The sequence below is a fragment of the Mesorhizobium sp. M2A.F.Ca.ET.043.05.1.1 genome (assembly GCF_003952445.1).
In the GTDB taxonomy this organism is placed as follows: Bacteria; Pseudomonadota; Alphaproteobacteria; order Rhizobiales; family Rhizobiaceae; genus Mesorhizobium.
This window is the reverse complement of record NZ_CP034446.1, coordinates 2780276-2806708: the sequence shown is the minus strand read 5'-3', so window position 1 is coordinate 2806708 and position 26433 is coordinate 2780276. Positions and strand designations below refer to the sequence as shown.

Genomic DNA, 26433 nt, shown 5'->3' with positions numbered 1-26433 from the left:
CGGCGCTGCTTGGGAGGAAGCTGGGTAGCGCCGGCCAAGCGGGAAAATCAGGCCCGCCGCGCAATCCAACATAGCTGAGTCTCGGCCTTGCGTCATGGTGCGATCGCGCTAGCCGGCTACAGTCAGTGGAAACACCCGGAAAATCCTGACGCTGCGCGAGCGGCGCTGCTTAGGCCACCGCCGCGCGTGCCGGCTGTCCGCCGGCGATCTCGGTGTCGAGCTGGCGCTGCGTCAGCGCCGCTTCGGCCAGGATCCATTGCTTGAACAGTTCCACCTTGCGGGCGCCGAGCGCCTTGATGGGGCTGACGAAATACCAGCCTGCCGTGTTGGGGTGATGGACCGCGAAGGGCGCCACCAGCCTTTCGGCGCGGATGTCGCTTGCCATATAGGCGCGGTTGGCGACGGCGAAGCCCATGCCGGCATTGGCCGCTTCGTAGGACATCATGCAGCTGTCGAAATAGACGCTCCTGGTCTCGCCAAGCACGAAGCTCGCGCCGGCGAAGCCCAGCCACGACTGCCAGTTCTGCGTGCAGGTGTCGGAATGCAGCAGCGTGAAGTAGCGCAGGTCCTCCGGCACCACCTTCGACAGCGGCTTGTCGCCCAGCACGTCGTGAAACAGCTTGCGGCTGCACACCGGCGTCAGGTCTTCCTTGAACAGCAGTTCCGAGGTGAGGCCGGGGAAATTGCCGTCGCCATAACGGATCTCGAGATCGTATTCCGAGGTCGAAAATTCATGCGTGGCGTAGGATGTCGACACCCGCATCTCGATGTCGGGATATTGCTGCTGGAAGGTCATCAGCCTGGGAAACAGCCACCGCGCCGCGAAGGTCGGCAGCACGCAGATACGAAGCACATGCGCCTGCGACTGGCCGGTGGCCTCCATGCTGGCCGCCACGATCCGCTCCAGCGCCTCGCGCACGCGCGCCACATAAGTCTCGCCCTCCGGCGTCAGCGACACCGCGTTGCCGCCGCGCTCGAAGATCTTGAAGCGCAGCTGATCCTCCAGGCTCTTCACGCGCTGGCTGACGGCGGAAGCGGTGATAAACTGCTCCTCGCCGGCGCGCGTGAAATTCCTGTGTCTCGCGGCGCTTTCCACGATTTTCAGCGAGTTGAGGTTGACCTGACTGAGCAGACGCACGGGGTTTCGACCTTAAGCTGGGCTTACGCTACCACCAGCTTTCCTAAATTTACAGGGGTGGGCGTTTAAATGACTGTTAACCAAGTGTTGCCCCCATCTTGGAGAAAGTACAATGAACGCCCATACAATTCCCGAACTGCGTTGTGCAATGAGCCGCGAGGCCATCATTGGTCATGAGACCGCCTGGAAAGTCTCGACCTTCGGCGTCGCCCAGTATCGTCACGGTTACGACCAGGCTCTGCTTGCCGCGATCGAGGAAGCCGCCCTGAAGCTGAAGGCCAGCCATGCCGTTCACAAACATCTCGACCTCACCTTTATCACCGGCGCCGATCGCTATATTCCCGAGATCAAGGAGCTTTTACACGACAAGCTGCGCTTGGAAAGGCTGTCCGACATGATGGGCACCAAGCTCGAACCCTATCCGCTGTCGATCGTCGGTTCGACCGTCACCTTCATGAACCCCAGGGACGGCGCCGTCGAATGGCACTGCGACGGCGTCCCGGTGACGGAGCTCATCCCGCTGTCGATCAGCGACCCTCTCATCGGGGGTCATCTTGAGATCTATTGCGACGATTCCGAGACCGGCCGCTCGATCCTGGAATCCGGCCGCGACCTGCCGCGCAACAAGATCATGCGCATCGACCACAAGATGAACTATGCCACGCTCGGCCAGTTCCTGGGCGTGCTCCACCGCACCGCGCCGATCCAGCTCGGCGAGCGCGTCACGCTGGTGCTCAACCAGCGCTCGGCGATCAAGCCCTATGTCGACGACAACCGCATGTTCTACCTCGCCGCCGACAACGACCATGACCGCGCCTGGGTGAACGAACTGGCCGAGGATGTCTGGACCAACCAGCTGCCCGCCTATCGCCGCCATGCCGAGGAGCATCCCATGCCGCAGCCGGCCGCGGAGGCGGTTTCCGGCGGAGCAAGGGAGTCTTGGTAGTGACCAACGATCCGGTCGAGCACCAGCCGCGTCCAGCGTCGCTGAGCCTCGGCCCGGCCGTGCCGGACTGTCGAGACCATCCCAGCGCCGCCCCAGCGGCGGCGCTGGCCTTCGCCCTCGGCGCCGTGGCGCTGTGGGCGACCAACGCCCTGGTCGGCAAGACGCTGCTTGCCCTCTATCCGGTGTCGCAAGTGCAGTTCCTCCAATTTTGCGGGGCGGCCGTCGTGTTTGCGCTGATCCGGCTTTTCCCTTCTCCCCTTGTGGGGTCTGAAGGACGGGGCGAGACCCGTGGCTCGCCCCCGGGCGGTGGCCTCGCGAAGCGAGGTCGGATGAGGGGTGCTGGACGGATCGCCGACGCTGGAGTTTCTTCCAACACCCCTCATCCGTCTCGGCGCTCCGCGCCGATCCACCTTCTCCCACAAGGGGAGAAGGAAAGAGTCTCGCTTGCCGCCTATGCCGTCGGCTTCCTGGGGCTGGTCGGCACCATGGTGTTGCAATATATCGGCTTCGCCTCGATGCCGGTCATCGAGGCGAACCTCGTCGCCTATACTTGGCCGCTGATGACCGCCGCGGCGGTTATCCTGCTGGGCCGGCCGCGCCGTCCTCTATTGCTTGGCCTGGCCGCGGCCGTCGGCTTCGTCGGGGTGGCGCTGGTCATTTCCGGAGGGCGCGCCCATTCTTGGTTCAACAGGGCCTGGTTCGAAGGCGGCAGCGTTGTCGGTTATCTCGCCGCTTTCGGCTCGGCGCTCTGCATGGCCTTCTACTCGCTTACTATCGGCCGCCTTGGCGTGCCGCCGGAACGCCTGCTTTTGCCCTCGGCGCTGATCGGCGTCGCGCTCACCTTTGCCTGGTGCCTGCATGACGGCGCTGGACGCCTGACCGGTCCGCATCTCCTGCTCGGCCTCTATCTCGGCGCCGGCCCGATGGGGCTCGGCTACTATTTCTGGTCGCGCGCGGCAAAGCTCGACCACGGCGGCAGGATAGCGGTCGTCGCCTATCTGACGCCGATCGCTTCCACGTTTCTGCTGACCCTGTCGGGCGAAAGCCTGTCGATGACGGCCGTTGCCGGCGCCGTCCTCGTTATTGGCAGCTGTCTCGCGGTCGGCATCGAAGGTACGGAGACCAGGCACAATGTCCAGAATGCCCGATGACGAGGACGAACGCCGCGCCAGACAGGAGGCGCACTGGCTGGTCAGGGAATTTGGCGCGGAAGCGCCGCTCTATGCGGCCATGAAGGCGGAAAAGGCTATCGAGCAAAAGGACTTTGGCCGCTGCGCGCGCTGGAAACGCGTGCTGGAAATCCTGTCGGACAGCCCTTCGGCGAATGTCAGGCGCGGCGTCGCCGTCAAATGAGCGATTTGCCCTGGCGCCGGCGAATCGCGAAAGGCCCACATCGAGCCGGCGGATTGTCGTTGCCGTGGCCGGACTTGGCCTGAACTTCGATTTCTCAGCAACTTCCTTGGCCGACCCAGTGCAACCGGAGGTTCTACGTATCCTGCCGGACCGCCGATTCTATAAAGCATCTGTTATAGCTATTAGAAATCCTAACTTGCGCGTTTGCAGCCCGCGTAGAAACATAACCCGGTATTGAGTCGCGTAGCTTTACTGACTCTGGACGGTCCGTTGGGGGACAGGTCCAATTCGATACACCGACAAAAGTCTTAAAAACGAGCTGGCGATTTGAGGGCCGGCAGAAGGTGAAAAAATTGTCCAACATCGACGATAAAACAGCAATCGAACTGACCGCCGACATTGTCTCCGCCTATGTCGGCAACAATCCGCTCCCTGCTTCCGGCCTGCCTGATCTGATCGCCAGCGTCAGCGCGTCGGTGCGCAAGCTCGCCGGCGGCAGTGTCGTCAAGGAGGCGGTGGCGCTGACGCCCGCCGTCAACCCGAAGCGTTCCGTCTTCCCGGATCACATCGTTTGTCTGGAGGACGGAAAGAAGTTCAAGTCGTTGAAACGCCACCTTGCGACCGATCACAACCTGACGCCGGACGAATACCGCGCCAAATGGGGCCTGCCTGCCGATTATCCGATGGTGGCGCCCAGCTATTCGGCGACCCGCTCGGCGCTGGCCAAATCGTCTGGCCTCGGCCGCAAGCCGGCCGGCGGTGACGCGGGCAAAGGCAAGCGCAAGGGCAAGGCCTGAGGCCGGACCTAAAGCATGTCTCCCGAAAGTGGGAACCGGTTTCGGGATAAAGACATGCGACGCGCTTTAGCTGCTGCCTGAGGCAATGAATGACGCCGCGCCATCGTCATGGCGCGGCCGTCGGACCGCTCGGCATATCGCGTCGCCGCGTGGCTGGTTTCCGCAAACGCGCCGAACACCCCGCATCAGTTGCGGGGCGGCTTGTTCTCGTCCTGGCGGTCGCGATCCTGCTCGGCGGCGAGGCTGTCCGCCTCGACGGCGGTCATTTCAAGAAGATAGACGAGCATTTGGTAGCGCGTGCGCGAGAGCATCTTCGCCAGCCTGCGCGCGATCTCCGCCACATATTTCAGCGTTCGCAGATCGTTGACCGCTTCGCCCATCGTGAGCTCCTGACATAGCCGAGTTATTGTTGGGGCCGAGTTATTGTTGGGGCCAAGTTCTTCATGGGCGCTCACGCACGACTCACGGCGCGCTCACAGATTTGCAGTTCGCGACGAAAACTGAAATCGATTTTCGACAAGCACAATGGCCGGCCCTGCAGATTCTGGCCCTTTCTTCATGGTAACGGCCGCGCGGCGCATAAATATAAGCCGAAGCTGAACTTGTGTTTCATCTGCTTGGCCTGGCTGATTTCCCCGCCGGGGAAGCCGGTGCCGAGCGGCAGCCCGGCAGGGCGGGCGCTTCTCTCACCCCTTATACGCGGAACAGAAGGCCGGCGGATTGTCATTGCCGATCATGGCGCAGCCGCGCTTGATCTCGTCGATCATCATGCTGCATGCGTTCTGGCCATTGCAGGGCGGGTTGGTCGCCGGCGAAACCTGGACGCATTGCGAGACATATTGGTCCGACTTCGCCTTGCCGGCGGATTGCACGCATGGCCGCGTGTCGTTCTGGCTTGCCTGGGCAGGGGCGGGTTTCGCAGGCGCGGCTTTAGCCGTCGCAGGCGCGGCATTGCCGCTGCTTTGCGGCACGCAGGAGAGATCGCCCCCCGGGCATTGCAACTGGTGCTGCAACTGCGCCAGTCGCGCCTTGGTCAACTCCGCCTTGCAAACCCCGACCAGGCTCGAATAGATCGAGCCATCGGCATAGGGCTGGGTGCGGAAGGCGCATTCCTTGTCGCGGAATGGGATCCAGGCGCGCTGCGCGTTACGCAGGCGCTTCAGGTCGGCGGGAGCGAGACGTGCCGCCAGCGCCTTGTAGACAGCGTTGAGCCCAGCGTCGGCCGAAGCGGCATTCGCGGTCGTGCAGGTGGCAAGGTCGGCCTGCGTCTTCGCCGCCGCGCAGTCGACGGCTGCCGCGCGGGCGGCGGGCATGGTGAGAAACAGGCCGGCCGCGATCGCGAAAATCGCGACCGGCAGCGAGGCCGAAAGGAGCGAGGTCTTGCCCGACATATCGTCTGCCCTCTGTTTGAAACGGCCCCGGCGCCTGTGCCAGCATAGGTTGAGACAATGGCGGCGATCAACGCCAAATCTGTAACGTGGCAAGCAAAGCATGACCGGCAGGCGAAAGCCGGGAGTGAACGATCTCACTGCTTGTGTGGAGATGCCCGGCGGGGCGGTGGGAGCGCTGCCCAGCGCGCCTCTCAGTCGTTCATGGGGCGACGGCCGGAGTTCCCGCTGTCGATCTGGATCAGCAGGTGTTCCGTCGCGCGCCACTCGGGGAGGGAGATTGGCTGTGTCGCTGCCCTGCTCGTCGATTCAACCGGGACAGCAATTTGTGCGGCCTGGTCTTCGAAAAGAACCACCTGCGTCGCCAGCGCGGTTGTCGTGGCAACCTGGAAGAAGATGAAGGCGAGGGCGAGATAGCGGATCACGGGCCTCCAAACGCTGGAGCCGGCAACTGGTTCCAGCCCGGTCGCGTTTTTTTTGCTGAACGGCCACGGACGGCGTGCGCGGGCCTCGTCCGGGCGCTGGCTCTTGCGAAGCGCCGATCTCCCGTGCAAAAGCCCGCTATGCTTATCATCAACGACCTTACGCTGCGCATGGCGGGGCGGCTGCTTCTCGATCATGCCTCATTGACCCTGCCGGCCGGCACCAAGGCCGGCCTTGTCGGCCGCAACGGCACCGGCAAGACCACGCTGTTCAAGGCGATCACCGGCGATTTCCCGTCGGAGACCGGCTCGATCAGCCTGCCGAAGAACACCCGCATCGGCCAGGTGGCGCAGGAGGCGCCTGCCACTGAGGAACCGCTGATCGAGATCGTGCTGAAAGCCGATGTCGAGCGCCAGGCTTTGCTCGAGGAAGAGAAGACTGCGACAGATCCGCACCGCATCGCCGAGATCCACACCCGGCTGGCCGACATCGACGCGCATTCGGCCGAATCCCGCGCCGCCACGATCCTGGCCGGCCTCGGCTTCGACGATGCCGCCCAGCGGCGGCCGGCTTCGTCCTTCTCCGGCGGCTGGCGCATGCGCGTGGCTCTGGCCGCCGTGCTCTTCTCCGAGCCCGACCTTCTGCTGCTCGACGAGCCGACCAATTATCTCGACCTCGAAGGCACGCTGTGGCTGGAGAACTATGTCTCGAAGTATCCGCACACGGTGTTGCTGATCTCGCATGACCGCGACCTGCTCAACCGCGCCGTCAACTCGATCGTCCACCTCGACCAGAAGAAGCTCACCTTCTGGCGCGGCGGTTACGACCAGTTCGAGCGCCAACTGACCGAGCAGCGCGAGTTGCAGGAGAAGAGCCGCGTCAAGCAGGAAGCGCAGCGCAAGCATATGGAATCCTTCGTCGAGCGTTTTCGCGCCAAGGCTTCCAAGGCGAGGCAGGCGCAGTCTCGCCTGAAGGCGCTGGAGAAGCTGAAGCCGATCGCCGCGGTGGTGAACGACACGGTGCGGCCGTTCTCCTTCCCCGAGCCGGTGAAGACGGTGGCCTCGCCGATCGTGGCGCTCAACGGCGTCAATGTCGGCTATACCGAGGGCAATCCGATCCTGAAGAAGATGACGCTGCGCATCGATGCCGACGACCGCATCGCGCTGCTCGGCGCCAACGGCAACGGCAAGTCGACCTTCGCCAAACTGCTCGCCGGCCGGCTGAAGGCCGAGACGGGTTCAATGACCATCGCGCCGGGCCTGAAGGTGGCGATCTTCGCCCAGCACCAGCTCGACGATCTGCGCCCCGAGGAGAGCGCCTATGAGCATGTGCGCCGGCTGATGCCGGATGCGCCGGAAGCCAAGGTGCGCGCCCGAGTCGCCCAGTTCGGCCTGTCGACCGAGAAGATGAACACGGCCGCCAAGGATCTGTCCGGCGGCGAGAAGGCGCGGCTCTTGATGGGGCTATCGGCCTTCGAGGGACCCAACCTCTTCATCCTCGACGAGCCGACCAACCATCTCGATATCGACAGCCGTGAATCGCTGATCCATGCGCTGAATGATTTTCCGGGCGCGGTCATCCTGATCTCGCACGATCGGCATCTTCTAGAGGCGACAGCCGACCGGCTCTGGCTCGTCAAGGACGGCGCGGTCAATCCCTATGACGGCGACCTGGAGGATTACAAGACGCTGGTCACCGGCGTCTCGTCTAACCGCCGCGAGCAAAAGGAGGCCGACAAGGCCTCCAAGGCCGATCGCCGCCGCGAAGCCGCCCAGCGCCGCGCTGCATTGGAACCACTGGCCAAGGAGATCCGCGCCACCGAGGCGCTGATGGACCGCATCCGCAAGCGCATCGACCTCATCGAGGACGAGCTGGCCAATCCGGCGATCTACGAGAAGGATCCGTCCACCGCGACGCGGCTGGCCAAGGAACGTTCGCAACTGGCGCACACGCTGGCTGTGAACGAGGACAAGTGGCTGACGATGTCGGCGGAATATGAAGAGGGGATAGCGGAGTAGCGCGGGTTTCCCCTTCTCCCCTTGTGGGAGAAGGTGGATCGGCGCGCAGCGCCGAGACGGATGAGGGGTGTTGGACGGAGTGAGGCGCAAGTAAATTGTCAAACGCGGCGCAGGAAACGTCAATGTCCAGGGAATTGTGGATCAAAGCAGGCAACCTTCTGGCCGTTGACCCGAAGGCAGGTGTCAAATGTCCGGAATGCGGCGATGCGGACCTTGAAGTCTTCGACACCAAAGCAGGCGAAGATCATATCGAGCGACACATGCGCTGCCCGAAATGCGGCGCCTATAAAGCGCTCTATAAAAGCATCGCCTAATAGTCGACCCTAGGGGTGCTCCAGCTTGGCAATTGCCTCGCAAAGCAACCGTCTCACTCCGCTGGAACACCCCTCATCCGTCTCGGCGCTATCGCGCCGATCCACCTTCTCCCACAAGGGGAGAAGGGAAGAAGTCTCTGGCCCTACACCTCTCTCCGAAAACCCGCTAAACACCCCCGCATGAACCAGCACGCCAAGCTCCGGATCGGTCATTCGGCCTGTCCGCATGACTGCCCTCCACCTGCGCGCTCGAAGTCGAGCTGCTCGACAACAACCGCATCGGCCGCGTGCATGGCGCCAAGGCGAACAGCTATACGGCCGGCGTCGTCTGCGCCAAGGTCGCGCGCTATGCCGACCGGGTGCATCATCCCGACCGGCTGCTGAAGCCGCTGGTGCGCGCGGGCGCCAAGGGGGAGGGCGCCTGGAAGGAAGCGAGCTGGGAAGCAGCGCTCGACCTCGTCGCGGAAAAATTCATCGCGGCGGAAGCGAAATACGGCTCGGAGACCGTCTGGCCTTATTTCTACGCCGGCACGATGGGGCTGGTGCAGCGCGACGGCATCGAGCGGCTGCGCCACGCGAAAAAATACTCGGGCTTCTTCGGCTCGATCTGCACTAATCTCGCCTGGACCGGCTGGATGATGGGCGCCGGCGCCTTGCGCGGGCCCGATCCGCGCGAGATGGCGAAGTCCGACTGCGTGGTGATCTGGGGCACCAATGCCGTGGTCACGCAGGTTAACGTCATGACCCACGCGACGAGGGCGAGGAAAGAGCGCGGCGCGAAAATCGTCGTCATCGACATCTACGACAACGCCACGATGAAGCAGGCCGATCTCGGTCTGGTCTTGAAACCCGGCACCGACGGCGCGCTCGCTTGCGCGGTGATGCATGTGCTGTTCCGTGACGGCATGGCCGACCGCGCCTATCTGGAAAAATACACCGACGATCCGCGCGGGCTGGAAGAACACCTTCGCAGCCGCACGCCCGAATGGGCGGCGGCCATTACGGGCCTGAGCGTCGCCGAGATCGAGGCTTTCGCAAAGCTCGTTGGCACGACCAAGAAGACCTACTTCCGCCTTGGCTATGGTTTTGCGCGCCAGCGCAACGGCTCCATCAACATGCACGCCGCGTCCTCGATCGCCGCCGTCACCGGCGCCTGGCAATATGAGGGCGGCGGCGCCTTCCATTCCAATTCCGGCATCTTCAAGCTGAACCAGGACGTGCTCGAAGGCACCGCGATGCGCGATCCGAACATCCGCTATCTCGACCATTCGCGCATCGGCCCGGTGCTGACGGGAGCCGAGGACGCGCTCTATGGCGGCCCGCCGGTGACGGCGATGCTGATCCAGAACACCAATCCGGCCAATGTAGCGCCGGAGCAGCGGCTGGTGATAAAGGGTTTCCTGCGCGAGGACCTGTTCACCTGCGTGCACGAACAGTTCATGACCGATACGGCCAATCTCGCCGACGTCGTCCTGCCGGCGACGATGTTTTTGGAGCATGACGACATCTACAAGGGTGGCGGCAACCAGCACATCACGCTCGGTCCCAAGCTGATCGAGCCGCCGGAAGGGCCGCGCACCAATCACTATGTCAATGAAGAACTCGGCAAGCGGCTGGGCGTCGGCGATCGTCCAGGCTTCGGCCTGACCGAGCGCGAGCATATCGACATCATCCTCGGCAAGCGCGGGCTCGGCAGCTTCGACAGTTTGAAGGCTGAGAAGTGGGTCGACCTGCAGCCCGAATTCGACGACGCGCATTTCATCAACGGTTTTGGCCATGCCGACAGGAAATTCCACTTCCGGCCCAACTGGACCGGACAGTCGGCGCCCAACCGGCCGCCGAAAAGCATGGGCCTGTTCGGCCCGGTCGAACGGCTGCCGGAATTCCCCGACCACGTCGAGCTGATCGAGGTGGCGGACGAGGAGCATCCGTTCCGGCTGGCGACCTCGCCGGCGCGCAACTTCCTCAATTCGAGCTTTGCCGAGACGCCGGTGTCCAAGGCTAAGGAAGGCAGGCCCGAACTGCTCATCCACCGCGAAGATGCTGCCGCGCTCGGCATCGAGGATGGCGGCCGCGTCGAGGTCGGCAACCGGCGCGGCGACCTTGTGCTGCACGCAAGATTCTTCGACGGCGTGAAGCGCGGTGTGGTCATCGCCGAAGGCATCTGGCCGAACAGCGCGCATGAGCGCGGCGAGGGTATCAACGTGCTGACCGGCGCCGACGCGCCCGCACCCTATGGCGGCGCCGCCGTCCACGACAACAAGGTGTGGCTCAGGGCGCTTTGACCCACGTCACGGTCTGCCATGGCCTGGTGGTTTACCACGTGGGGTCTCGGCCTTCGAGGTTATCGTCCGGACCGACCTGCGATTGGCGGCCAAGAGTGGCGTAAGGGTCCACATAAGCCGTCTTGAGCGCATCGCCCACTAAACGGGATATGGCGCTGAGCGATGCGCCGATTGCGAGCCTCGGAAAGCTTAGCCGCGCCAGCTTGAAGCGTCGGTCAGAAGTGGGGGTGGTGATGATGTCAGCCATGATGTCCTCCTGTGACGGCGACAATGGCACCGCTTCCCGCCCAGGTCCTTGGCTCGAACCTGAAGAGTCCTGAACGGCTCTGAAATTGGTTGAAGCGAAGAATTCCGAACGACCCTGAAGTTCGCCTTCAGGATGATCTTGGATTATCTTGCCGGCGAGGGAAGAGTTCTTGGCCGATGAACCTGGAGTTTGGGAACTATCGTTTGAGGCGAGCCGAACGGCAGTTGCTGGGCCCGAAAGGACCGGTGGAGCTTTCGGCGCGTTCCTTCGACATCCTCGCGATGTTGCTCGACAGGCCCAATGAGGTGGTCGGCAAGGCCGAACTTTTAGATGCGGTCTGGGCCGGCGTGGTGGTGGAGGAGAACACGCTACAGGTGCACATTTCGGCGCTACGAAAGCTGCTGCCTGCCGAGATGATCGCAACCGTGCATGGTCGCGGCTACAAATATGCAGGCCCCAGGCCCTTCGCGCTTACGGCAGATGGTACGCCGTCCAGACCGTCCATCGCCATACTTCCCTTCGACAACATGAGCGGCGACCCGGAGCAAGACTATTTCAGCGACGGGATCACCGAAGACATCATCGCCGAGCTCGGCAAATACAAGGAGTTCCTGGTCATCGCGCGGAACTCTTCCTTCCAGTTCCGCGGCAAAGCGCATGACCCGGCGCAGGTGGCAAGCATGCTCGGCGTCCAATATGTCGTCGAAGGCAGCGTGCGCAAGATCGGCAACCGGGTGCGGGTCACCGTGCAACTGACCGATGCGTCGTCGATGGCCCATATCTGGGGCGAGCACTACGACCGGGAGCTCGACGACATTTTCGCGATCCAGGACGAAATCACCCGGATGATCGCGGCGCGTCTGGCGCGGCAGGCCAGGACCGCGATCGCGTCGCGCGCCAGGGTCCGGCCGACCAACAATATGTCGGCTTATGAGTCCTATCTGCGGGCGCTGCAACTGGCAGCCGTTTACGACACGGTGCTCGAAGCGGAGCCATTTCTGCGCCAGGCGGTAACGCTCGATCCGCAGTTTGCCGCCGCCCACGCCATGTTGAGCTTCGTGGAGTCCATCAAATACTATTGGGACTACAACAATCCCGGCCATCTGCATTCCGGACTGGAGATCGCGCGGACGGCATTGGGCCTTGACCCCGACGAAGCCTATGGGCATCTCGCCACTGGCTTCGCCCACTTGTACCTGCGCCAATTCAGGCAAGCTGAAATCAGCCTGGACCGGGCGGTTGCGCTCAATCCGAACGATCCGTTCATTCTCAGCATCCGCGCTATTTTCCTCAATCACACCGACAGGCCGGAGCAAGGGCTCGATGAAATAGCCGAAGCCCAGCGCCGCGACCCATATGCCGTGGGATGGTATGACGACTTTCGCGGCGTCCTGCTGACGACGGCCGGGCGATATCGCGAGGCGGCTGCCTGCTACGCGAAAATGGCGACCGTGACACCGTGGTCGCTCATTCGCCTTATCATCTGCCATTTCGAGCTCGGCGAAATCAGCCAAGCGCAAGACGTCCTGGCGAAGGTCAAGGCGCATTACCGCGGAATGAGCCTTGATCAGATCGTCGATACCGAAGTGGATTTCTACCAGGACGCCGGCATATGCGGCCGCTACCGCGCGATCCTCGATCGTGTTGACAAGGCGCAATAGGTCCGTCGCGGCTCATAGCCCGGCTACTTCGCCGCCTGCGCGTCCAGTGCCTTGATCTCTTCCGCGGCCGCCTTGCGCGCCGCCGCATCGACACCGGACGCGCCCTTGCCCTTGGCGAAGGCGATGAGGGCCGTGCGCGTGTCCTCGTCGCATCCCTCCGGGCCCACGCCGGCGATGTCGGCTTTCCTGGCCGCGGCGAGCACGGAGTCGCAGGCATCCGGCGCGAAGGCGAACTGGTTCATGATGGCGCCGAGCGTTAGCGGGTCCTGCAGGCGCGGATCGTCGCGGATCGCCTGCAGAGTGGCGCCGCCGACCGCCTTCGATTTCCGGTCCTGCGCGATCTGCGTCAGGTCGAAGATGAACTCGAATTCCGGCTTCTCGACGCCCTCGGGCTTCGACACCAGGATGTCCAGCGCGTAGCGGGTGATCTCGTCCGGCGTGACGACCGATCGAATGGCCCTTGCCTGATGGTAGTTGCGCACCAGCACCCAGCGTGAGGGCAGGTCGCCGTAGCGGGCGAGAATGCCGAGCTGCTTGATGGCGGCAAGTTTCTGCTTGTCGGTCTTGGCGACCTGCGCCTGGGCGAAGACCTTGTCGCGGATGCGGTTGACGACGTCCGGGTCGAGACCGCCCGGAGCCGGCGCGGCCTGTTGTGTCCCGGCTCCGGCTTGCGGGCTGGGAGCATCGTCAACCGGACCCTTCGCATCGACCCAGGCGGCGAGCGCCTTGCGCGCGTCGGGGCCGAAATAGCCCTTTGGCTCGCCGGTGTAGAAACCTTCGCTCTTCAGCGTCGTCTCGATGGCGACGCGGATCTCGTCGGGCAGCGCCTTGCCGATGCCGACCAGATTGTCGTCGTCGAGGCCGGCCGGTGCCTCGCGAAACGCATCCATCACGGCGGCCGCGATCGCCGCGTTTCCGGCGCTGGAGGCCGGTCCGGAAAAGAGGCCGCTCAGCTCAATGTCGGCGTCGTTGGCGCCGAACACACCGACGCCCATCCTGCCGATGCCGTCATTGTAAAGCGCGATGCGAACGGTGATGCCTTCACGCAGCGTCATCAGATGGTCGAAACTGTCGAAGGTGAAGGCGTTGGCGAGCTTCCTCTTGGCCTTGAGCGAGCCGAGCCGCGCCGCCTCGCGCCAGGCATGCAGCCGCTCGCGCGGGTTCTTGTCGACGCCGAGACCATCGTCATAGGCATCGCCCAGCAGCACCATCGCCTCGACGCTGCCGAGATTGGCGGCGTTGATCAGCATCGCGGTCGCCTTCTGGTCGTCCTGCGGATAGACCACGCCTTTGCGCAACAGCTTCGCCTGCAGCAGGTAGGCCTGCTGTTCCTTCTTGGCCTCGCCTTCGTCGATCAGGGCCTTCAGTTGATCGTCGCTCAGGCCGTCGTCGCGACGCGACGGGCGATAGCTGGTCGAATCGAGATTGGCATACTGCGTCGAGGCGTAGAGCCAGAGCGCGTCGCGGTCGCCCGCGTCCGCCAGCGGCTTCAGCATGGCGCGCGCCACATCCTCGTTCTTGAATCGCTGATCGTCCGACAGCTGCAGCCGCGCCAGCGCCAGCGCAGCACCTGGCTCCCCGGCCTCGGCGGCGTTGCTCAGGCGCTCGACCAGCTGGTCCGGATTGTCGATTTGAAAGCCGTCATAGTCGAGAAGCAGCTCCGCCAGCCTGATGCCGGCATCGAGGTTCCAGGAGGCGTTGAGCAACCGGATCGCCTCACGCGGCTGGCGGCCGACGAATTTGCCGTCGAGCAGCAGGCTGGCCAGCATCGGCCCGGCCTCGGCGACAGCCTTGGTGGCGGCACGCAGCATGGCGATGGCGCGCTTGCCGTCCGCCGGCCCGCCTTCGCCCTTGGCCAGCATGTCGGCCAGCATCGGTATGGCATACTGATCGTTGGCGACGCGCGCTTCCAGCAATTGCCTGGCCTTCGCCGCGTCCTGCTGTGTGCCTCGGCCGAGCCGCAGCGCTTTGATATAAGCGAGCACCGACTGTTCGGGCCCGCCAGTGCCGGCCTTGGTATCCGCATCCACGGCCTGAAAAGCCTTGTGCTGCTCCTCGGCGGCAAAGCCGTCGTTCTCCAGCGTCGTCCGCGCAATCAGCAGCGGCATGGCGGCACGGAACTGGCTGTCCCATTCGCCAGGCGATTGGCCCTGGGCCGGCGCGTCGATGACGCGTTGCGCGGTCTCGACCACCTTGTGCGCATCGCGACGCAGCAGCGGCCCATCGATATACTGACGCAGCAGTGTCTCGAGCGCCGTGAGGTGGCCGGCAGCGCCCGCCTTCTGCAAGGCATCGAGCGCCATGCCGCGCGAGACAGGCAGCGGACCGGCATCGGCGCCGTCGCGCCGATGCACCGAGTAGACCTCGTAGAGCAGATAATTCGCCTCGGGGCTGCCGCCGTCGGCGATGAGCTTGATCTGCGGCAGGAGAAAGGCAAGCCCCGGCTGGTTGAGCGCGACCTGGACCCGCAGCCATTCAAGCGTCAGCCGCTTTTCCTGTGGTGCGCCGAGCATCGCCGCCTGGCACTTGTCGGCAAGGGTTTTGAGCTTGGTGAGATCGAAGTCTTGCGGAAAGAGCGCGCCATATTGGACAGGCGGCGCCTTGGCTTCAGGATCGAGCGGCACGGAAGCGCCTCGGTCGCAGACGCTGATCGCCTCGGCAAGCGCGGCCTTCTTCGCCGCATCGTCCGCAGCCTTTTTGGCCGCATCGTCGGATTTTTCGGAAGACGCCTGCGCTCCCAGGGCCGCTCCGGCAAGGGGCGTCAAGGCGAGGCAGGAAAGAACCAGGGCATGCACTGGCCGCAGCATGAGCGTCCCCCTCGGACCTGGTCCGGGCGCAGCCGGACACAGGCGCCAAATTAGCATGTCGCGTCAGCGATGATGAGTGTGGCGCTTCACATTCGCGAATAGTTCGCCCTCGTATCGCCCGCATGTCGCGGCCTGCAGTCGTTTGAATCAATTTGCCAAGGCGGCGTGCTAGAGGATTGTCACGACTCGGATTTTCGACAGGATCGCCATGCCGCAACCGCTGAAAATCGCCGTCGCCGGCGCGCTCGGTCGCATGGGCAGGCAGATGGCGGAGACCATCGCCGCCGATCAGCGGCTGGAGCTCGTCGCGCGCTTCCATCGGCCGGGCAGCGTGGGCGAGGGATTGGTCGAGCGCGACGAAGCGCTGGCGCTTGCCGACGTGGTGATCGATTTCACCACGCCCGCGGCGTCCGCCGAACTGGCCAAAGCCTGCGCCGCGCGCGGCAGTCCGGCGCTGGTGATCGGCTCAACCGGTTTCGCCCCACCGGAGCTGGCCGCAATCGCCGAAGCGGCAAAGACAATCGCCATCGTGCGCTCCGGCAGCTATTCGCTCGGCCTCAACACGCTGACCGGCCTGGTCGAGCAGGCCGCGAGGGCGCTTCGGCATGATGACTGCGACATCGAAATCCTCGAAGCGCACCACCGCTTCAAGGTTGACGCGCCGTCGGGCACGGCGCTGATGCTGGGCGAAGCGGCTGCGCGCGGACGTGGCATTGAACTGGACGATGTGGCCAGGCGCGCCCGCGACGGCCTCGTTGGTCCGCGCCGTGCCGGCGAGATCGGCTTTGCCGTGCTGCGGGGCGGCGGCATCGTCGGCGAGCACAGCGTGAGCTTCCTTGCCGAAGGCGAGACGCTCACGCTTTCGCATACCGCGGGCGACCGCTCGATGTTCGCCCGCGGCGCCATCGCGGCGGCGCTCTGGGTCGCCCGGCGGCCGCCCGGCGAATACGATATGCGCGATGTGCTCGGCTTTGCCGCCGTCTGACCCGCTCGTATTGCAGGATTTCGTTTCAGCAGCCGTCAAAACGGCTGAAAGCCAGCTGAAAGCTTGGCCATGCCATGACAGTTTTGTGGCGTTCGCCACATGAGCGGCTGGGAGTGGCCGCGAGGAGGAAATGCGGCGCGCTGCGTCGCCCAGTGGAGGAAGTTACGTGACCCGTCTCATCTCTAAACGCGTCCTGCGGTCGGCGCTGCTGACGCTTGCTATGGTTGGCGCTGGCGCATCGGCGGCCTCGGCTGCCGACAAGATCACCATCATCGTCGGCGGCATGGAAAAGCAGATCTATCTGCCGGCCGTGCTTACCCAGCAACTCGGCTACTTCAAGGATGAGGGGCTGGACGTGGAGTTGGTGAACTCCCGTGCCGGCGTCGAGGCCGAGAACGAATTGCTGGCCGGCGCGGTGCAGGGCGTCGTCGGCTTCTACGATCACACCGTCGACCTGCAGTCGAAGGGCAAATACATCCAGTCGATCGTGCAGTTCAGCCAGGCGCCGGGCGAGGTCGAGCTGGTCTCGGCCAAGCACCCCGAGATCAAGTCGCCGGCCGACTTCAAGGGCGCGACGCTCGGCGTCACCGGCCTCGGCTCCTCGACCGATTTCCTCACCCAGTATCTCGCAGTTCGCAACGGCCTGAAGCCGGGCGACTACACGCTACTTCCGGTCGGCGCCGGCAACACCTTCATCGCCGCGGTCAAGCAGGACCAGATCCAGGCCGGCATGACCACCGAGCCGACGATCGCCAAGCTGCTCCAGACCGGTGAGGCCAAGGTGTTGGTCGACATGCGCACGCCCGAGAAGACCAAGGAAGCGCTGGGCGGCGACTATCCGGCGGCCTCCTTCTATGTGCAGTCGAGCTGGCTTGAGGGGCACAAGGACGAGGCGCAGAAGCTTGCCAACGCCTTCGTCAAGACGATGAAGTTCATCGCCGGCCATTCGGCCGAGGAGATCGCCGACAAGATGCCGAAGGACTATTACGCCGGCAACAAGGACCTTTATGTGCAGGGCCTCGCCGGCGGCAAGGCGCAGTTCACGCCGGACGGCCGCATGCCGGCCGATGGTCCTCAGACGGTGCTCAAGGTTCTGTCGACCTTCTCCAAGAGCCTGCAGGGCAAGCAGATCGACCTTTCCAAGACCTACACGACCGAGTTCGTGGACGCGGCCAAGTAGGCGCTGGCAGGCGAGGGCGGACGGACCCGTCCGCCCTGAAAACAAGGACTTGCGCCGGCTGCCTGAATCAATCCGGCAGCTGCGCCTTGAGATGCCGGCGAGCAGGCCACCGGCCCGAGCCGCCATTCTCGCATCACCACCACAGGAGTGTGCCATGCAATCGCAGACCATGGCGGCGGAGAAATTGTCTCCCGCCGCGGCGCCGGCCGATGCCGCTATAGCCATCGACGATGTGACGCTGCGCTTCGTCACGCCGGACGGCCACATGATGACGGCGATCCGCGATTTCACCATGACGGTCGCGCGCGGCGAGTTCGCCTGCGTCGTCGGCCCGACCGGCTGCGGCAAGTCGACCACGCTCAACCTCGTCACCGGGCTCTTGCGTCCCACGACCGGCAGCGTCCGCGTCATGGGCAATCCGGTCACCGACATCAGCCGCGACATCGGCTTCGTCTTCCAGGCCGATGCGCTGTTTCCCTGGCGCAGCGTCATCGACAATGTCGCGGCCGGTCCGCTCTTCCGTGGCACGCCGAAGGCGCAAGCCTATGAGAAGGCGCGCGACTGGATCGGCCGCGTCGGCCTCTCGCGATTTGAGAAGCATTACCCGCACCAGCTCTCGGGCGGCATGCGCAAGCGCGTGGCGCTGGCCCAGACCTTCATCAACCAGCCCAAGATCCTGCTGATGGACGAGCCGTTCAGCGCGCTCGACATGCAGACCCGCACCGCCATGCAGGACGAGTTGCTGGGCCTGTGGTCGGGGCTGAAATCCTCCGTCGTCTTCGTCACGCACGATCTGGAGGAAGCGGTGGCGCTGGCCGACAAGGTCTATGTGCTGACCGCCGGTCCGGGCACGGTGAAGAGCGTCTACCGCATCGACCTGCCGCGCCCGCGCGTCATGGCCGACATCCGCTACGACCCGAAATTCATCGAGATCGCCAAGGTGATCTGGAACGATTTGCGCGAGGAAGTGCAGCTCGGCCAGAGCCGCGGCCTTCAGACCGGCCATTGAAAGGGGGAAACAGCATGACCGCCATCTCTCCGACCGAACAGGCTGCCACCCGCGCGACCTCGATCGTCGCCGCCGAAGCGCAGGCGAGGGCGCGGCTGCGCAAGCGCCATGCCTTGGTTATCGGCCTGCGGCTTGCGATCCTCGTCGTCTTCCTCGGCCTTTGGGAACTTTGCGCCGATTACAACATCATCGACCCGTTCTTCTTCTCCAGCCCGTCAGGGATATGGGAACAGATCTGGTCCTGGGTCACCGAGGGCACTTCGCAGGGGCCGCTCTGGCTGCAGATCTATGTGACGCTGGAGGAGACCTTCCTCGGCTTTGCCATCGGCGCGGTCGGTGGCATCGTGGCGGGCATCATCCTCGGCCGCAACAAGCTGCTGGCGGATGTCTTCTCGATCTATATCAAGATCGCCAACTCGGTGCCGCGCGTGGTGCTGGGCTCGGTCTTCATCATCGCGCTTGGCCTCGGCATGGCCTCCAAGGTGGCGCTGGCTGTCGTCATGGTGTTCTTCGTCGTCTTTGCCAACGCTTTCCAGGGTGTGCGTGAGGCCGACAGGGCGATGATCGCCAATGCCCAGATCCTCGGCGCCTCGCCGATGCAGATCACGAGATCGGTCATCATTCCTTCGGCGATGAGCTGGATCCTCGCCAGCCTGCATGTCTCGTTCGGCTTCGCCCTTGTCGGCGCGGTCGTCGGTGAATTCCTCGGCGCCAAGCAGGGCATGGGCCTCCTGATCTCCACCGCGCAGGGCGCCTTCAACGCCAATGGCGTCTTCGCGGCCATGATCATCCTGGCGGTGATGGCGCTGGTGGTGGAGTTCCTGATCACCCGCTTCGAGAACTATGTGGTGAAGTGGCGCCCGGCGCCGTTCAACGAGCAGGGGACCTGATCAGGCTGATCGCTGTTCGGGTGCGGCGAGCGGCAGCCGCACCTCGACCTTGAGCCCGCCACCGGCGGCGTCGCCAAGCGTGACGCTGCCGCCGGCATTCTCGACCACCTCGCGCACAATGGCGAGCCCGAGGCCGCTGCCTTCCTCGGCCGAGCCGGGGAGGCGGTAGAAGCGCTCGAAGACATGCTCCCGCTCTTCCGGTGGGATTCCCGGACCGGCATCGCTGACTGTGAGTTCCGCCTCGCCATCCGAGGCGGCGAGCCTCACAGTGACGCTGCCGCCTGGCCTGGAATAGCGCAGCGCATTGTCGACCAGGTTGACGATCATCTCGCGCAGCATCGTGCCGTCGCCAATCACCGGCACCGGTCCGTTCTCATCGAGGCCAAGGTCGATATCGCGCTTGATCGCCACCGGCGCCTGCGCTTCCAGCACCTGGCGGGCGGCTTCGGTGAGGTCGATGCGGTCGGCGCGCGGCCGCCGGCTGCCGGGTTCCGCTCTCGACAGCGTAAGCAGCTGTTCGGCCAATCGCGCCAATTTGCCGGAACTCGTCTGCAGCGCCACCAGCGCCTCCTGGCGCCGGTCGGCCTTGGTCTCCCGCAACGCATAGCTTGCCTGTGTCGACAAGAGCGCCAGCGGCGTGCGCAGCTGGTGCGCGGCATTGGCGATGAAGCGCCGCTGCGCCGCCATCTGCGCCCGCACGCGCTGCATATAGGCGTTGAGCGCTTCGATCAGCGGCCGGATCTCGCTCTGCGCGCCTGGAACCTCGATCGGCTCGAGATCGCTGCGGCTGCGCGAGCGCACGGCGTCGCGCAGCCGGATCAGCGGCGCCAGTCCGCGGCGCAGCCCAAGCAGCACGAACACGCCGGCAATCGCCACCAGGGCAAGCTGCTGTGCGAAGGCGCTGAGCCACAGCCGCTTCACCATCGCGTCATGGCCGGCGAGTGTGACGCCGACCGTGACCTTGATCGGCGAATCTTCCCCGGCGCCGATCACCGCATGGCTGAGCGTCGCCAGGCGCAGCGGGTGATCGCGATAGGAGGCTTCGATGCTGCCCCGCTCCGACGCCACGGGCAGGTCGGGATAGCCGGTCAGCAACCGTCCGCCGGCGGTCTCGACGCGATAATAGACGCTGTCGCGGTCGCCTGTGTCGAACATCTCGATCGCCGCCGGCGGGACGGTGGCGTCGAGCACGCCGTCGGCCATCGCCACCTGCTCTGCGATGGCGCGCGCCGAGCCGACCAGCATGCGGTCGGTGACGAGGTCCGCCGTCGCCAGGGCGTTGCGCTGGCTGGTCCACAGATTGATGGCGGCCAAACCGGCCAGCGGCAGCACCACCCAAGCCAGCAATTGGATCCGAAGGCTGCCGATCCGAAGACTGCCGATTCTCATGGCGCCGGATCGTCGTGACGCAAGAGGTAGCCGAGGCCGCGCAAGGTGGCGATCTGGACGCGCGATCCCTCGAGCTTCTTGCGCAGCCGGTGCACGTAGATCTCGATGGCGCTTGGGTCGGCGTCGGTGTCGAAGTCGTAGATCGCCGCCGAGAGCGCCGCCTTGCTCACCGTACGTCCGGCCTTGACGACGAGCTGTTCCAGCACCGCGTGCTCGCGCGGCGTCAGCGACAGTGTCGCGCCGGCAAGCGAGAACAGGCGGGTGTTGGTATCGAAGACGAGGTCGCCGCAGGAAATGACCGGCGCGGTGCGGTCGTTGGCGCGGCGCAGCTGCACGCGGATGCGCGCCTCCAGCTCCTCGATCTGGAAGGGTTTCGCCAGATAGTCGTCCGCGCCTTCGTTGAGGCCCTTGACCCGGCCGTCGAGGCTGGCGTTGGCTGTGAGCACGATCACCGGCACCGGGTTGCCGCGCGCCCGCAGCCTTTTCAGCACTTCCATGCCGCCCATGCGGGGCAGGGCAAGGTCGAGGATGATCAGAGCGTGATCGCCGGCGGCCAAGGCATGCTCGACATCCTCGCCGTCATGCACGACGTCGACGACATAGCTCGCCTGGCGCAGCGTCTTGCTCAGCCAATCGGCCAGTTCGCGATTGTCCTCGACAAGCAGCAGCCGCATCGTTCGTTCGCTGTTTCCTCCCAACGGCGCCGACCTTCGCTGAGGGTGGCGGGCGGCGTCCGAATTGGTTTCCTGAGGCAACCGATAGTATCGATCCGCCCGCAAGGCAAACGCGGTTTCCCGGCGGCCGCCATCCCGGCCATGATGCCTGCGGGGCCGCTTGCCTGGTCGTGCAAGTGATGAAACCGAACCGTTCGGTTCAAATAGTGTTGACGGTTCGTGTAGCCACCGTGAACGCCGGCAGGACTGGCCAGGGGGCACCTCAACAATCGCTCGCCGTAACCAATTGATATCGAACGATAAGAGTCCGGCCGCTTAGCCTTTCACGCAATTTCAAGATCGAACCGAACGGTTCGGTTCACAACTTTTCGTGATTGGAACTGGCAGCAGGGCAGACCCATTTCGGGGTGGTCCGAGCGACGCGAATTTCCATCACGGCACGCCACTAGACGGACACGACTTTTGAGATCTGGAGTACCTGAAATGAACAAGATTGCTTTTGCCGCTGCTGCCCTCCTCATCGCCACGAGCGGCGCTTTTGCCGGCAGCGACCATTACGGTTCCGACAACGTCAATCAGCCGGCCGTGACCGCTCCCGCGGGCAAGGTCGACAACAGCATCACGGGTTCGATCCGCAAGCTCGACAAGTTCGAACAGCGCGACTTCCACATCACGCCTGATCAGAACCAGCCGCAGTCGGGCCAGGGCATCTGGGGCCGCTAAGCGGCTCGCACCCCAATCAACCGCAACCCTCGATTCCTAAATCTGGAGCAACTCAAATGACCAAGATCGCTCTTACCGCCGCCGCCCTTCTCGTTGCCACTGGCGCCGCTTTCGCCGGCTCGGACAATTACGGTTCGGCCAATGCCAACCAGCCGGCCGCTTCGGTCGACACCTCGTCCACCGCTTCGGTCAAGAAGTCTGATGCGAATGTCCAGAAGCCCCTGACCCAGGGCGCGGACCGCAACCTCTTCGGCAGCCATTGATCGGTTCCGATCTTCGATAGACCTCAAAGCGGCGGGCTTGTCCCGCCGCTCTGTTTTTGTGGGGCCGGCTATTCGTCGGCCCGGGCTTTTCCGTGCGTTCGACCAAGCAATTTTGCGAGATCCCGGTCGCGGAAGCCGAAATCTTGGTCGGGAATAAATCCGGACTGTTCCGGGTCTTGTCGGCAGCGGGGCCATCCTCCCAAGGCGCCGCCGATGAAACGACAGGACAAGGAACATTGAGATGAACAGGACCGCATTCGTCGCGGCTGCCATGCTCGCCGCTGCCATGGGCAGCGCCTCTGCCGGCAGCGACCATTACGGCGCCGACGGCGCCAAGCAGCCGGCCGCCGGCGCCGATCACATGACGACCAGCTCGATCCGCGAGCGCGGCACGTCGCAGCACCAGGCTCCGGCGACGGCCGCAACCAGCCGGACCGTCGTCGATATCATTGCCCGGCACAACGACGACGGCCTGTGGGGCCGCTGACGCCGCTTCGATCGCCCAAAGACCTCCACACCTTTAACGAAAGGAACTTTTGCAATGACCAGGATCGTCCTTACCACCGCAGCCATACTTCTCGCCATGGGTTCTGCCTTCGCCGGTAGCGATCACTATGGCGCGGACAACGTCAACCAGCCGACCGCCGGCGTCGATCGCGGGCTCACCGCCTCGGTACGCAAGCACGAGCCCGCCAAGCCAGCCAATGTCGACACCTCGATGACCACCGGATCGGCGCCGTCGCAGGCCTGGCCTGATCCGGGCCAGGGCATCTGGGGCAATTGAGGTTTCACGTCTCAGGATCGCCAAAGGCGGCGGGCTTGCTCCGCCGCCTTCGTTTGCGGCGGGAGATTGGCAGCTTCGGGGTCTGCTCCAAATCCCTCGGCCTGACGAAATGCGTCAGCCGCGCGCCGCCGAAATCCAGATTCGCCCAGTCGCCCTTTACTGTGAACCGCGCAAGCGCCGCCGTCGGAAACTTCGTTTCGATCTTCTTGACAACGCTCTCATCCGACCCGGCGCCGGCCAGCCGCAACACAAGCTGCTGCAGGCCGGGATTGTGGCCGATCACCAGCAGGTTCGTCGCCTTGACTTGCCGCACGCGCGCCAGGATGGTGGCAGGCGCCGCCTCGTAGAGCTCTTCCGCGAATTCCGCCTGCACATGCTTCGGCAGCTCCTGGGCGACAAGCCGCCAGGTGTCGCGGGCGCGCAGCGCCGGCGAGACCAAAGCGAGGTCGGGCAACCAGCCGCGCCGGGCAAGCTCGCGCCCTATCAACGGCGCCGTCTTCAGCCCGCGCGGGGCGAGAGGACGGTCGAAATCGGCAAGGGCAGGGTCGTCCCAGCTCGACTTGGCGTGGCGCAGGATGAGGAGCTGTTTCACGGGCATTGTTCAGGATCAGTATTGCCGCCAAGTCTGATGCGGGCTTTCTTCTTGATCGCCTCGATGTCGAATGCGGCGAATGGTGCGCTTTCGAGCCCCTCCATCCAGGCTTTGCGCAGCCGCGCAGTTGCGGCATCGCTCGCAATCGGATGCGATGCCTCATCAATCGCTGCGCTGCTTGATTGCCATGAACTGCCGCTGACGGGTCTCAATGGTCAATCCTCCATCTGCTAGGGCTTGGACAGAGTCGGCCGGATATATTCGCTATCAGGCATCGGAAGCCGACCGTCCGTTTCAACGGTGGCCGCCCAAATTTGGAAGCTGACGGTGGCCGTGCATCCGACGATTCCCACCCCACGATAGGGTGCACCGAGCGAACACTGCGCCCCTCCGACCTTTGTTGTGAATTCGGGATCCTCGCCGACTTTGCCGAATGAAACGCCATCGACGTCGAGAACAGTCTTGTATCCTTGTCGCAGCTTAGTCGTTGCCTGCTTGCCGCGAAAAATGAGCCAGTTCCGACCATCCGAAAAACGGAAGGTGACAATGCCGTCGGCATTCCTTGTCTGAGCCACTTCGCCGGTGCAGGCGTCGGTCAGTTTCTCGTTTCGGACGATCAACCTTTTGCATTTGCCGGTGACTGTCCAACTGCCGGTTTGGTTGGTCGCCGCAACGCATGGCGCCCCCACGACGAGAACGGATGCGATGAGCAAGCCAGCTATGACGGATTTGTCGAACATGCTGCCTATCCGGTTTTCGAGAAGCAGCCTCTAAGGCGTGATCCGCGCCAGCTGTTCGAGGTCCGTCTCCTCGCGCAGCGGATCCGGCGCCATCACCACGGAACTGGCGTTCTCGGCGTCATCGGCGAAATGGGCAAGCACGGTGTGGCCCTTTTCCATGCGCGCCTTGCCCTCGGCGACGAGGCCGAGCGCCAGCGGATAGAGCCGATGCTCGGCCTTCAGCACGCGCGCGGCAAGCGTATCCTCATTGTCGCCGACCATCACCGGCACGGCGGCCTGCGCGATGATCGGGCCGTCATCCATCTCCGGCGTGACGAAATGCACCGAGCAGCCATGGATGCGCACGCCGGCGCGGATCGCCCGCGCATGCGTGTCCAGCCCCTTGAAGGCCGGCAGCAGGGCAGGGTGGATGTTGACCATGCGCCCCTGCCATTTCTCGACAAGGCCGCGGCCGAGGATGCGCATGTAGCCGGCAAGCGCCACGATGTCGGCGCCGAAGCCGGTGAGCGCGGCGTCGATCGCAGCGTCATAGGCATCCTTGCTCGCATGGTCGGCGCGCTGGATCACCTTGGTGGCGATGCCGCGCGACTGGGCGATGCCGAGGCCGGCGGCGTTCGCGCGGTCGGAGATCACGCCGACGATCTCGGCCGGATAGCTTGGATCGGCGGCGGCCGCGATCAGCGCCGTCATGTTGGAGCCGCGCCCCGAGATCAAGACGACCGTGCGTTTCCTGCTCATAGGCCGATCGAGCCCCTGTAGATGACGCCGGCGTCGCGACGCGGCACGATCCGGCCGATCGGCGTCACCGTCTCGCCGGCTTCCTGCAGCACCGCCGCGACCTGCGCCGCCTGGCCGGAGGCGACGGCGAGGATCATGCCGATGCCGCAATTGAAGGTGCGCATCATTTCTTCCGGCGCGACGCCGCCGGTCTTTGCCAGCCACGAGAACACCGGCGGCACGTCGATCGCCTCGAGGTCGAGCTCGGCCGAAAAATCCTTGGGCAGCACGCGCGGGATGTTTTCCGGGAAACCGCCGCCGGTGATGTGGGCCAGCGCCTTGATGCCATGCGTGTTGCGGATCGCCTTCAGGATCGACTTCACATAGATGCGCGTCGGCTCGAGCAGCGCCTCGGCGAGGCTGAGCTCTTCGTTGAACGGCGCCGGCTCGCTCCAGCCAAGTCCACTCGCCACCACGATCCGGCGCACCAGCGAAAAACCGTTGGAGTGCAGGCCCGAGGAGGAAAGGCCAAGCAGCACGTCGCCTTCGACGATGTCGTCTGTGGGAAGCAACTGGCCACGCTCGGCCGCGCCGACCGCGAAACCGGCAAGGTCGTAGTCCTTGTCGTGATACATGCCGGGCATTTCGGCCGTCTCTCCGCCGATCAGCGCGCAGCCGGCTTGCCGGCAGCCCTCGGCGATGCCGCCGACGATCGCGGCGCCCTGGTCCGGATCGAGCTTGCCGGTGGCGAAATAGTCGAGGAAGAACAGCGGCTCGGCGCCCTGCACGACGATGTCGTTGACGCACATGGCGACGAGGTCGATGCCGATCGTGTCATGCTTGCCGGAATCGATGGCGATCTTGAGCTTGGTGCCGACGCCGTCATTGGCAGCGACCAGCACCGGATCGGTGAAGCCTGCGGCCTTGAGGTCGAACAGGCCGCCGAAGCCGCCGATCTCGCCATCCGCGCCCGGCCGGCGCGTCGCGCGCACCAGCGGCTTGATCTTCTCGACCATCAGATTGCCGGCGTCGATATCGACGCCCGCCTCGGCATAGGTGAGCCCGTTCTTGCGCTTGGCCGGATCGCCCTTGCTCATCGTCGGCTCGTCC

The 26433-nt window shown here is 64.4% G+C and carries 28 protein-coding genes and 1 pseudogene; 16 read left to right on the top strand and 13 right to left on the bottom strand.

Annotation, left to right across the window (positions count from 1 at the left end):
- Window positions 1-169 precede the first annotated feature (169 nt).
- Window positions 170-1138: a LysR substrate-binding domain-containing protein gene (locus EJ069_RS13925; protein WP_126061773.1), complete on the bottom strand. Its 969-nt coding sequence runs from the start codon at window positions 1136-1138 to the stop codon at window positions 170-172.
- A 112-nt stretch (window positions 1139-1250) separates the two neighbouring features.
- On the opposite strand from EJ069_RS13925, the gene EJ069_RS32770 reads away from it, so the two are divergent.
- The 4 genes from EJ069_RS32770 to EJ069_RS13895 all read left to right on the top strand — a co-directional run bounded on the left by EJ069_RS32770 (window position 1251) and on the right by EJ069_RS13895 (window position 4234).
- Window positions 1251-2084: a hypothetical protein gene (locus tag EJ069_RS32770; RefSeq protein ID WP_189476375.1), complete on the top strand. Its 834-nt coding sequence runs from the start codon at window positions 1251-1253 to the stop codon at window positions 2082-2084.
- Between the two features lie 41 nt (window positions 2085-2125).
- Entirely contained in the window at window positions 2126-3235 is a 1110-nt protein-coding gene (locus EJ069_RS13905) for a DMT family transporter (protein WP_245456656.1), read from the top strand.
- Window positions 3216-3437, top strand: coding sequence for a hypothetical protein (locus EJ069_RS13900; protein WP_245456554.1), 222 nt, complete (start codon window positions 3216-3218; stop codon window positions 3435-3437). Before EJ069_RS13905 ends, EJ069_RS13900 begins: the two co-directional genes overlap by 20 nt.
- 353 nt (window positions 3438-3790) lie before the next feature.
- Entirely contained in the window at window positions 3791-4234 is a 444-nt protein-coding gene (locus EJ069_RS13895) for a MucR family transcriptional regulator (RefSeq protein ID WP_042638138.1), read from the top strand.
- A 185-nt stretch (window positions 4235-4419) separates the two neighbouring features.
- Here the strand turns inward: EJ069_RS13895 and EJ069_RS13890 are convergent, their stop codons facing one another.
- The 3 genes from EJ069_RS13890 to EJ069_RS13880 all read right to left on the bottom strand — a co-directional run bounded on the left by EJ069_RS13890 (window position 4420) and on the right by EJ069_RS13880 (window position 6047).
- Window positions 4420-4614 (bottom strand): hypothetical protein, encoded by a 195-nt coding sequence (locus EJ069_RS13890; protein ID WP_126061772.1) that lies wholly within the window; start codon window positions 4612-4614, stop codon window positions 4420-4422.
- Between the two features lie 306 nt (window positions 4615-4920).
- The gene (locus EJ069_RS13885; RefSeq protein WP_189476373.1) at window positions 4921-5625 is read right to left on the bottom strand and encodes a lysozyme inhibitor LprI family protein; all 705 of its coding nucleotides are present in this window, start codon (window positions 5623-5625) and stop codon (window positions 4921-4923) included.
- A 191-nt stretch (window positions 5626-5816) separates the two neighbouring features.
- Window positions 5817-6047, bottom strand: coding sequence for a hypothetical protein (locus EJ069_RS13880; protein WP_126061770.1), 231 nt, complete (start codon window positions 6045-6047; stop codon window positions 5817-5819).
- Window positions 6048-6185: 138 nt separating this feature from the next.
- Here EJ069_RS13880 and EJ069_RS13875 point away from each other — a divergent pair, with 138 nt between their 5' ends.
- The 3 genes and pseudogenes from EJ069_RS13875 (at window position 6186) to EJ069_RS13865 (ending at window position 10662) form a co-directional block, all read left to right on the top strand.
- Entirely contained in the window at window positions 6186-8063 is a 1878-nt protein-coding gene (locus EJ069_RS13875; protein WP_126061769.1) for an ABC-F family ATP-binding cassette domain-containing protein, read from the top strand.
- 122 nt (window positions 8064-8185) lie between these two features.
- A complete protein-coding gene (locus tag EJ069_RS13870) occupies window positions 8186-8377 on the top strand; it encodes a hypothetical protein (protein WP_126061768.1) in 192 nt (63 codons plus the stop codon).
- A gap of 180 nt (window positions 8378-8557) precedes the next feature.
- Window positions 8558-10662: pseudogene (locus tag EJ069_RS13865) on the top strand (molybdopterin oxidoreductase family protein).
- 31 nt (window positions 10663-10693) lie between these two features.
- Here EJ069_RS13865 and EJ069_RS13860 read toward each other — a convergent pair.
- Complete coding sequence (locus EJ069_RS13860; protein WP_126061767.1) at window positions 10694-10909, bottom strand: hypothetical protein; 216 nt, start codon at window positions 10907-10909, stop codon at window positions 10694-10696.
- Window positions 10910-11085: 176 nt separating this feature from the next.
- On the opposite strand from EJ069_RS13860, the gene EJ069_RS13855 reads away from it, so the two are divergent.
- Window positions 11086-12570: a winged helix-turn-helix domain-containing protein gene (locus EJ069_RS13855; RefSeq protein WP_126061766.1), complete on the top strand. Its 1485-nt coding sequence runs from the start codon at window positions 11086-11088 to the stop codon at window positions 12568-12570.
- Between the two features lie 23 nt (window positions 12571-12593).
- On the opposite strand, the gene EJ069_RS13850 is transcribed toward EJ069_RS13855, so the two are convergent.
- Entirely contained in the window at window positions 12594-15377 is a 2784-nt protein-coding gene (locus tag EJ069_RS13850) for a sel1 repeat family protein (RefSeq protein ID WP_126061765.1), read from the bottom strand.
- A gap of 208 nt (window positions 15378-15585) precedes the next feature.
- Here EJ069_RS13850 and dapB point away from each other — a divergent pair, with 208 nt between their 5' ends.
- The 4 genes from dapB (at window position 15586) to EJ069_RS13830 (ending at window position 19441) form a co-directional block, all read left to right on the top strand.
- The gene (dapB, locus tag EJ069_RS13845; protein ID WP_126061764.1) at window positions 15586-16362 is read left to right on the top strand and encodes a 4-hydroxy-tetrahydrodipicolinate reductase; all 777 of its coding nucleotides are present in this window, start codon (window positions 15586-15588) and stop codon (window positions 16360-16362) included.
- 220 nt (window positions 16363-16582) lie between these two features.
- Window positions 16583-17542 (top strand): ABC transporter substrate-binding protein, encoded by a 960-nt coding sequence (locus EJ069_RS13840; RefSeq protein WP_189343322.1) that lies wholly within the window; start codon window positions 16583-16585, stop codon window positions 17540-17542.
- 154 nt (window positions 17543-17696) lie between these two features.
- Window positions 17697-18551 (top strand): ABC transporter ATP-binding protein, encoded by an 855-nt coding sequence (locus EJ069_RS13835; protein ID WP_126061762.1) that lies wholly within the window; start codon window positions 17697-17699, stop codon window positions 18549-18551.
- Between the two features lie 14 nt (window positions 18552-18565).
- Window positions 18566-19441 carry an ABC transporter permease gene (locus tag EJ069_RS13830; RefSeq protein ID WP_042638053.1) on the top strand — a complete coding sequence of 292 codons (876 nt, stop codon included), beginning with the start codon at window positions 18566-18568 and terminating at the stop codon, window positions 19439-19441.
- Here the strand turns inward: EJ069_RS13830 and EJ069_RS13825 are convergent, their stop codons facing one another.
- Together EJ069_RS13825 and EJ069_RS13820 are read right to left on the bottom strand one after the other, a co-directional pair.
- Window positions 19442-20830 carry a sensor histidine kinase gene (locus EJ069_RS13825; protein WP_126061761.1) on the bottom strand — a complete coding sequence of 463 codons (1389 nt, stop codon included), beginning with the start codon at window positions 20828-20830 and terminating at the stop codon, window positions 19442-19444.
- A complete protein-coding gene (locus tag EJ069_RS13820; protein WP_126061760.1) occupies window positions 20827-21504 on the bottom strand; it encodes a response regulator in 678 nt (225 codons plus the stop codon). The genes EJ069_RS13825 and EJ069_RS13820 overlap by 4 nt, the downstream gene beginning before the upstream one ends.
- A gap of 483 nt (window positions 21505-21987) precedes the next feature.
- On the opposite strand from EJ069_RS13820, the gene EJ069_RS13815 reads away from it, so the two are divergent.
- From EJ069_RS13815 to EJ069_RS13800, 4 genes are all read left to right on the top strand, one after another.
- On the top strand, window positions 21988-22227 hold the full coding sequence (locus EJ069_RS13815; RefSeq protein ID WP_126061759.1) for a DUF680 domain-containing protein: 240 nt from the start codon (window positions 21988-21990) through the stop codon (window positions 22225-22227).
- A gap of 56 nt (window positions 22228-22283) precedes the next feature.
- Window positions 22284-22490 (top strand): DUF680 domain-containing protein, encoded by a 207-nt coding sequence (locus tag EJ069_RS13810; RefSeq protein WP_126061758.1) that lies wholly within the window; start codon window positions 22284-22286, stop codon window positions 22488-22490.
- 241 nt (window positions 22491-22731) lie between these two features.
- The gene (locus EJ069_RS13805; RefSeq protein ID WP_126061757.1) at window positions 22732-22977 is read left to right on the top strand and encodes a DUF680 domain-containing protein; all 246 of its coding nucleotides are present in this window, start codon (window positions 22732-22734) and stop codon (window positions 22975-22977) included.
- A gap of 54 nt (window positions 22978-23031) precedes the next feature.
- Window positions 23032-23274, top strand: a complete 243-nt coding sequence (locus tag EJ069_RS13800; protein WP_126061756.1) for a DUF680 domain-containing protein — start codon at window positions 23032-23034, stop codon at window positions 23272-23274.
- Between the two features lie 4 nt (window positions 23275-23278).
- Here the strand turns inward: EJ069_RS13800 and EJ069_RS13795 are convergent, their stop codons facing one another.
- Genes EJ069_RS13795 through purM form a run of 5 tightly spaced genes read right to left on the bottom strand, consistent with a single transcriptional unit; the run spans window position 23279 to window position 26420 of the window.
- Window positions 23279-23866, bottom strand: a complete 588-nt coding sequence (locus tag EJ069_RS13795) for a histidine phosphatase family protein (RefSeq protein WP_348639367.1) — start codon at window positions 23864-23866, stop codon at window positions 23279-23281.
- On the bottom strand, window positions 23863-24078 hold the full coding sequence (locus EJ069_RS32995) for a hypothetical protein (protein ID WP_210211352.1): 216 nt from the start codon (window positions 24076-24078) through the stop codon (window positions 23863-23865). Before EJ069_RS32995 ends, EJ069_RS13795 begins: the two co-directional genes overlap by 4 nt.
- Before the next feature lie 18 nt (window positions 24079-24096).
- Window positions 24097-24606, bottom strand: a complete 510-nt coding sequence (locus tag EJ069_RS13785; RefSeq protein ID WP_126061754.1) for a hypothetical protein — start codon at window positions 24604-24606, stop codon at window positions 24097-24099.
- Window positions 24607-24636: 30 nt separating this feature from the next.
- Window positions 24637-25344, bottom strand: coding sequence for a phosphoribosylglycinamide formyltransferase (purN, locus tag EJ069_RS13780; RefSeq protein ID WP_126061753.1), 708 nt, complete (start codon window positions 25342-25344; stop codon window positions 24637-24639).
- Window positions 25341-26420, bottom strand: coding sequence for a phosphoribosylformylglycinamidine cyclo-ligase (gene purM / locus EJ069_RS13775; protein WP_126064726.1), 1080 nt, complete (start codon window positions 26418-26420; stop codon window positions 25341-25343). The genes purN and purM overlap by 4 nt, the downstream gene beginning before the upstream one ends.
- Between the last annotated feature and the right edge of the window lie 13 nt (window positions 26421-26433).